The organism is Stenomitos rutilans, from assembly GCF_059505485.1.
Map to the genome: position 1 here is coordinate 1 of NZ_JCACKR010000038.1, position 5,866 is coordinate 5,866.

2 protein-coding genes are annotated in these 5,866 nt (G+C 47.9%); both read left to right on the top strand.

The window, feature by feature from the left end:
• Window positions 1-24 precede the first annotated feature (24 nt).
• Window positions 25-1,275: a P-loop NTPase fold protein gene (locus tag AC5JLP_RS06140; RefSeq protein WP_496067038.1), complete on the top strand. Its 1,251-nt coding sequence runs from the start codon at window positions 25-27 to the stop codon at window positions 1,273-1,275.
• The gene (locus AC5JLP_RS06145) at window positions 1,272-5,828 is read left to right on the top strand and encodes a CHAT domain-containing protein (protein WP_496067039.1); all 4,557 of its coding nucleotides are present in this window, start codon (window positions 1,272-1,274) and stop codon (window positions 5,826-5,828) included. The genes AC5JLP_RS06140 and AC5JLP_RS06145 overlap by 4 nt, the downstream gene beginning before the upstream one ends.
• Window positions 5,829-5,866 lie beyond the last annotated feature (38 nt).

Genomic DNA, 5,866 nt, shown 5'->3' on the forward strand with positions numbered 1-5,866 from the left:
ATGTGTGCTCTTTAGGCTACCAAAGTGTGGCTTATCCAATCAATAACCGCTGTAAAAGGCAACATTGTTGATTTCTTTGATGAGCCGACCTGTGCCTTGTTCACTGGTCATATTGGGTGTGGCAAATCCACCGAGCTGCTGCGACTAAAAGCGGAACTAGAGGATGACGGTTTCCATGTGGTCTACTTTGTGTCGAGTGATGACCTGGAAATGGCAGATGTCGATATTAGCGATGTGCTCTTAGCGATCGCTCGTCGGATTAGTGAGAGCCTAGAAAAGATTCAACTGAGTCCTCAAGCCACTGGCTTTCGAGGGTTGCTGGATGCCACCAAGAAAGTGCTCCTGACCGAAGTGGATGTGAAGGCAGGCGTGAGCATTTTTGGTGGGAAAGGGGGGGTAGATACCACCAAGCGAGAGGTTTCCTTATCGGCTGGCATTGCCGAGCTGACCGTAACTGCCAAGAATGATCAGAGTCTGCGGGAGAAGCTGAATCAGTTTTTAGGACCCCAAAAGAACAAGCTGTTGGAGACGATTAACCAGGAGTTGATTGAACCCGCGATCGCCCAACTTCAGCAAACGGGCAAAAGGGGCTTGGTCGTCATCATCGATAACCTGGATCGGATTGATAACCGTCAGAAGTCAGCGAATCGTTCGCAGCAGGAATACCTGTTTATCGACCAGAACGAGTGTTTACTTGGCTTACACTGTCATGTGGTATACACCATGCCGCTGGCACTCAAATTCTCGCCTGATTACGAGACGCTGAAGCAGTGGTTTGGGGAAGAACCCAAGATGCTGCCGATGGTGCCAGTGCAGTATCGAGATGGCAGTGACTGTGAAGCGGGTATGAACTTACTGCGTCAGATGGTCTTAGCGAGAGCCTTTCCAGAACTCAGCCAGGATGAACGGTTCAGCCAGATCACAGAGGTGTTTGACAGTGCAGAGAGTCTCGATCGGCTGTGCCGCATTTGCGGTGGGCACGTCCGGGATCTACTGCGACTCTTGAGTGAATGGATCGCCAAAGGGAAGCAACTGCCGCTTGCAGGTGATGTTCTGGAGAAGCTCATTCGTGCCAGCCATAACGATACGACCATGACCATTGCTAAAGAGGAATGGGAGCTACTACGGCAAGTGCACCAGTCGCAACGAGTCGGTCCTGATTTGGGCTACCAGACCCTCATTCGACGACGATTGGTCTTTGAATATCGTGACAGCGATGGTTCCTGGTTCACAGTCAATCCAATTCTGATTGGAGCAAATGAGTTGCAGGTATGAGCGAACTAACCCCGCAAGCGTTGATCGTGCATAACCAGTCGGAACTGGAGGATCTTGCCTGGGAGCTTGAGTCGGCAGAGGGACAATTTTCGCTGATGCTGGCGCGATGTAACTACGCTCACTTGCGGGATGCGTTGGTGGAACATCTGCGGCAAATCTGTTCAGTGGTGATTCGGGTATTGGTTCTGCATCCCTCTGAAACAGCACTTTACACCCGGATTCAGGATGAACTCAAGGGAGAGCAACCCGGTGCGTTGATGGTGTTTGGCTTGGAGTCAGTTACTGACCTGGCGCAACTGCTGTCGAACGCGAATCAAGTGCGGGAGGAGTTTCGCAAAAACTGTCCGTTCCCGATCGTGCTTTGGGTAACGGATGACGTGATGAAGGGGTTAGTCCATGCCGCTCCTGATTTGGAAAGTTGGTCAACCAAAACACATTTCACCCTGCCGCTTGAAATTCTGTCTCAAAACCTACAGCAGGCAGCAGATCGCTTATTTGACAACTTATTAGATCCGACCGCAACGGATTCTTTTGACCTTCTGCGGCGAACCCTCGACTTAGGTTTTTTGCACTCCTCAGAAGTAGAGGCTGCCACTCAAGAGCTGCGGCTTCAGGGACAAGAACTCTCTCCAACCCTACAAGCCAGTCTAGATTTTGCTGAGGGCTTGGCTGCGATCGACTCAGTTGAAGCGTTGGCATCTTTTGAGCGGAGCTTACAGTTTTGGCAGGCACAGGAAAGTAAGGAAGTAGGGGGAATACTATCCCTCAAAATTGGGCTGTTGCTGGTGTATATTGGACGAGTCAAGTTTGCGATCGCCGATAGCAACTCGCAACAAACCCCAGACTGGGAACCCATTCGGCAAGCATTGCAAGAGGCGACCACTCGGTTTGAGCAGGCAAATCGTTCCGATCTAGTAGCGCTTTGCATTCCTCAACTGGAGCGAGTGCTGCAGAAGCTACAGGCATGGGATGAACTAGAGCATACTGCTAGAAAAGGGCTGGAACTACATCGGATCTACAGAAACCAGACACGCCTCTCTCAAGATTACGGCTTCCTGGCACGAGTCATGCTGGAACAGCAGCAGTGGACAGCAGCAAGAGATGCGGCAAACCAAGCGCTAGCAGAGCTGGCAGACCAACTTGACGATCTAAACTGGTTGCGCGGACTCTATCGATTGTTTCTAGCAGAAGCAGAACGACGCTTAGAAAATTCAGAAGCCGCGATCGTCCACTTGAAAGAAGCAAACGCCAGAGACGTAAGCGATCAGGGCTATCCAAAAATTGCCATCCGCATGTTGCGGGAGCTGCGGGAACTGCACTTTGACCGCAAACAATACCTGGAGGCATTTCAGGCGAAGCAAGAGCGCTTGTCGATCGAGCAACAATATGGGATTCGGGCGTTTGTAGGAGCCGGATGGTTGCGACCTCAGCGGCAAGAAGTAGTAGCAGAATTCCAGGTGCCTACCGAGGGGATGGTTGCCCCAGAAATTACGGCGGCGGGACGACAGCAAGATTTGGATCGGTTGATCGAACGGGTGGAGCGGCGAGATTATCGACTGGTGGTCATTCACGGCAACTCTGGAGTGGGGAAGAGTTCGCTGGTGAATGCAGGGCTAGTGCCGACGCTAAAACAGAAGACGATCGAGTCGCGGGATAATCTGCCAGTAGTGATGAGAGTCTACACTCAGTGGGTGCAGGAACTATGCAACCAGTTAGGGGCTGCATTTGCAGAATTCTACTTAGCAAAGACAAGGGAGAGAACTGAAGAACAAGACAGCCAGGATTCAAGAGCTAGGAATCAGGAGTTACTCAAAACTGAATACTCCCATCTTGTATCTCAAGGGGTTTTTGAGCCACTGACATCAGAAAGCGTGCTCGAACAACTACGCCTACATACGGCACGTCATCTCAGACCAGTTCTAATTTTTGACCAGTTTGAAGAGTTCTTTTTCGTTTACCCCAAACCAGAAGACCGCAAGCCATTCTTTGATTTCCTGAGCCAGTGCCTCCAGATTTTGTCGATCAAGGTGTTTCTTTTAGTGCGAGAGGATTACCTGCATTATTTACTAGAGTGCAGCCGCCTAGAGAGCCTAAAGCGCACTGGCATCGACATTCTAAGCCAGAATGTGCTGTACGGGTTGGGTAACTTCGATCAGCAAGATGCGAAAGCAATTATCCAGAGTTTGACGCAGCGGGCAAGCTTTTTTCTAGAACCGGAACTCGTTGACCAACTGGTTGAGGATCTGGCAAAGGAGTTGGGAGAAGTGCGCCCTATTGAACTTCAAGTGGTGGGGGCGCAACTGCAAGCAGAGAACATCACTACGCTGACACAGTATCAAGACCTTGGGCAGGAACCGAAACAGGAATTGGTGAAACGCTACCTGGCTGGAGTAGTAGCAGACTGTGGGACTAAGCACCAGCCTCTGGCAGAACTGGTGTTGTTCCTACTCACAGATGAGAAAGGCACCCGTCCTTTGAAAACTCGTACCGAGTTAGAAAGGGAATTACACGCATTAGCAATTAGTCTAGATGAGTCAGACAACTCAGGTATTTCAGATGGTCCCTTAGATCTGGTGCTACGGATTTTTGTAGACTCTGGTCTAGTATTTTTGCTACCGGAGGTTCCAGCAGATCGCTATCAATTGGTGCATGATTATCTTGCCTCCTTCATTCGCCAGCAGCAGGAACCCAAATTAGCTGAGTTAGTTGCAGAACTAGAAAAAGAAAGAGAGCACCGTCAACAAGTAGAAGCACAGCAACAACGGACTCAGATACAACTAGAACAAACTGAGCAGGCAAAGCTGGTACTTGCAGAGGCTAATCGTAAGGCAAAGTTGAGGGAGCGGGTTAGCATAGGAGTCTTAGCTATAACCCTTACTTTGGCAGCAGTAGCGGGTACATGGGCAGGACAAGCTGTGAAAAGTGCAGATACACAGAAACAACAGGCAGACGCAAAAGTTGTTACCGCAGAACGTCAGATACAGGAAGCAACCGTTACGGTTGAGCAAACCAATCGGGATGCAGTTATTAAAGGTCAACAAGCAAACCGCGCCATAGTCGCAGCAAGCGGTGCCGAGAAAAAAAGAAAAGCTGCCGAAGAAAAGCTCACAGCAGCAAATGCTAAAGTTCAACAGGCAGAGAGGGATCTAGCAACTGCCAAAGAAAAACTAGCAGGGATTGATCAGAAAGCACAGCAAAAGATCCAAGGAGCTACTCAACAGGTTAAATTAGCCCAAGCGAAGTTAGAAGAGGCAAAGAAGGAGCAGCAACTAGCGATAGTTCAATTGCAAAATGCTCGACAAATTGCTGAAAACATTAAACAAGAAGTCATTCAGAAAAAAGCACAGCTAGATAAACTAACGGGAAATCTAAATCAGGTTCAAAATCAATTTGATCAAGCGCAACAAGCTTTACTAGAGAGTGTGGGAGATGCCCCTGCCAGTGTTGCAAAACAAACAGGTCAAAAACCAGCTATTGTGTACGTTAATTTTATTTCTAATGGGCAAGGATATAATCAATTAGGGCTATTGTTAGTGACCGCAGAAAGTCGTCGATGGGTGCAGACACCTAATGTTGTCAGACAAGATGAAGTTTTGAGCATTGCAAGAAGTTTTAGATCAGAGATTTCTCAACGACGAGAAAATGGATATTTAGTCCATGCTCAGCAGCTTTATAAATGGATAATTGATCCTCTTAAGCCAACTTTACAAAAGCAAGGTATCACCAACTTAGTCTTTATTCTGCAAGATCCTGCATTACGCTCTCTACCGCTAGCCGCACTTCATGATGGTAAAAAGTTTCTTATTGAGAATTACAGCATTGGAGTAATGCCCGGACTTAATTTGACAGATACTCGTTACAGTAGTCTTAAAAACGCTAGAGTTTTAGCAATAGGAACTTCTGTTCGTCCACCCAATAGCCCTGAATTTTCTTCTCAATTACCTGGAGTCAAAGACGAGATAGACAGTATCATGCACCTTTGGTCAGGTGATGTTTTGCTTAATCAAGAGCTAACATTCAATAATTTAAAACAGAAACGAGAGCAACGACCTTTTGAAATCATTCATTTCGCTGGCTACTCGAATTTCGCACAAGATTCATCCAAAAGTTCTTTTATCCAGTTATGGGATAGGAAATTAGAACTGGATCAATTGGATGAGCTGAAGTGGAACTCACCTCCAGTTGAGTTGCTAGCCCTTAGTGCTGGCAAAGTAGGTTATGGAGAGAAAGAACTGAAGTATGGCTGGGCTAGTGCAGCAATCTCGTCAGGAGTTAAATCCGTCTTAGCAAGTCTTTGGGATGCTGATGATTTGGCGACTGTGAAATTTATGACAGAATTCTACAGGAATTTGCGAACAGCGCCTATTAGAGCCGAAGCATTAAGGCAAGCTCAACTTGCAATGCTTAGAGATAAGAGCGAACCTGCTAAAACACGAGAGCTTCAGAAGGGAAAAGGTGTCATTAGGGTGGAGCCAGGAGATACAGTGAAGCCAATAACGAAAGAGAGTTCTCATCCTTATTATTGGGCAGGTTTTACTATAGAACCCATTTGAGATCTCAAGGGGAGGCAGCAAGCCGCTTCAGCATCAGC